Raw genomic sequence first — 2,101 nt, 5'->3', positions numbered from 1 at the left:
GTCTTCTCCTTTTGTTTTTATAATCTATTTCTTTAATTTTAGTCTTGGTTCCATTCATCCTTGATAGCATGATAAGCTGCAACAGGATCCTCAGCTTGGGTAATAGGACGTCCCACTACGATATAGTCACTACCGATTTGATAGGCGTCAGCAGGTGTCATGACACGTTTTTGGTCTCCAACCGCAGCTCCCGTTGGACGAATTCCTGGTGTCAAACAGATAAAATCTGAATTGGTAGCCTGCTTGATGAGTTGCACTTCCTGAGCCGAGCAAACGACACCATCCAAGCCCGCTTCAGCTGTCTTCTTGGCATAGTGAATCACAGACTCTTGCAGGCTGGTTTGGATATTTTGAAAATCCTGCATCTGGCTTTCCGACGTTGAGGTAAGCTGGGTCACAGCGATCAATTTGGCTTGTGTCCCCAGACCTTCACGCGCAGCCCTCATCATCTCCACACCACCTGCAGCATGAACGTTAGTCATGTCCACACCAAGCTGAGATAAGACCTTCATAGCCGATTTGACTGTATTGGGAATGTCATGTAGTTTGAGGTCCAAAAAGACACTATGCCCCAGTGACTTCAAATAACGGACAACTTCAGGACCTTCCGCATAATAAAGCTCCATCCCTACTTTTAAATAAAGACTTTCTTCTGCTGGGAAAAGAGATAAAAATTCCTTGACTGCCTCAAAACTAGGAAAATCAAGAGCAATAACTGGACGATGTTCACGCATACCTTTCTCCTTTTACCTTTACGAGCAAGAGAGTATGGTCAAAAATAAACCACGAAAAAAGGAACCTGCCAACAGCAAGGTTCCACGAAAAATGGGTAGAGTCCACCCTTTCACCGTCTAACCTTAGCTGCCTCTCTGGACTGCTTTAAAGGTTTTTTTCTATTCTATTATTTATAGTAGGACTTGTCAAGCAAAAACTCGAAACTAGACTTCTATACCATTCAAAACCAAGAGGAAAAGTTAGTCTAACGACTCTGTGATTGCTGGCTCGTTTGGCTTTGATTTCCTTGTTCTTCTTGTTTTTTCTTTTCTTCTTCCTGTTTTTTCTTCTCAGCTTCCTTGGCCTCTTGCTTGGCTTTTTCCTCAGCTTCTTCTATCAGTTTATCTGCTATCGTATAGCTGTATACTCCAGCCTCCATATCGACTACACTCGGTTCTGACAATTGTGGCTTGATTTTGCTGTAATAAGGTAATTTTTTGCTCAATTCTGATAGGGGAACCAAAACCTCATCTGTATCCAGCATGGTAATTTTTAAAAGATCTGCTGTTGCCTTGCTCGGCGCTAATTCGATTTTCTGGATTTGACTCTTGATATCCTCACTGATAGTAGACAATCCCGTTATCAGCTCTTTCACCTGCTGCTCATCGTTAAAGGTAACTGTCAGATAAGTCTCAGGCAAGTTTAAGCGATCAACAGGAGTTGACTCTACTGTACCACTAGAAAGAATAGGATAATGTTCTTCACCAGACACATAATAACCAACAATATCAAATTCCTTAACCTCAATCGTAAAGTTAGTCGGAAATTGATAGTTAATCTTCGCTGATTCTATCCAATGATTGGACTTGATTCGCTCAGCGTATTTTTCCTTATCCAACAATAGGGCTAAAGTATAGTCGCTATCTTGAATTCCAGAAGCCTGTTTGATATCATCCGCCTGCGTGTTACTATTTCCCTTAACCTCGATATTTTTGATGGTCGAAAGTGGAGTCAATAGATAGACTGAAAGAAGGAGGACCAGGACACTGGGTACCAAGATACTCACAGCTCGCCAAATATGAACAGGCGCAATTTTAGGCTTGGCAGGTTTTTCTGGTTTCTCTGGTTTCTTCTTCTCTTTTTCCTCTTTGACTTTCCGGTCATCCTTTTGAGATTTTTCTTCTTTTTCGGATGGTTCCTTGCTTGGACTTGAGGCTTCCTCAACTGACTCACTCGATGATTTCTTGGATTCCTCCAGTAGTTTCGAGTTGGCTTCCTTACGAGCTTGTTTTTCCTTTTCCTTCTCTTCAGCTAGGGCAGCTTCTTCCTCAGCCTTCTTCTTCAGGTATTCCTGGTTTCGTTTCTGCCATTCAGACAATTCTTGCTT

General features: G+C 42.1%; 2 protein-coding genes. Both read right to left on the bottom strand.

The genetic code is table 11. From position 1 onward, the window contains the following. Positions 1-38: 38 nt before the first annotated feature. Positions 39-734: an orotidine-5'-phosphate decarboxylase gene (gene pyrF / locus GMD4S_RS08255; protein ID WP_001206748.1), complete on the bottom strand. Its 696-nt coding sequence runs from the start codon at positions 732-734 to the stop codon at positions 39-41. A 245-nt stretch (positions 735-979) separates the two neighbouring features. After that, positions 980-2,101, bottom strand: a 1,122-nt coding sequence (locus GMD4S_RS08250; protein ID WP_000607890.1) for a cell division protein FtsQ/DivIB, incomplete at its 5' end; no start/stop codon positions are given.

Source organism: Streptococcus sp. GMD4S (assembly GCF_000296955.1).
Note: the sequence above shows the minus strand (reverse complement) of the source record. Positions and strands in the feature narration are given on the sequence as shown.

Excerpts from the sequence above, each read along its gene's own strand:
- pyrF (WP_001206748.1), bottom strand. The coding sequence starts at position 734 with ATGCGTGAACATCGTCCAGTTATTGCTCTTGATTTTCCTAGTTTTGAG.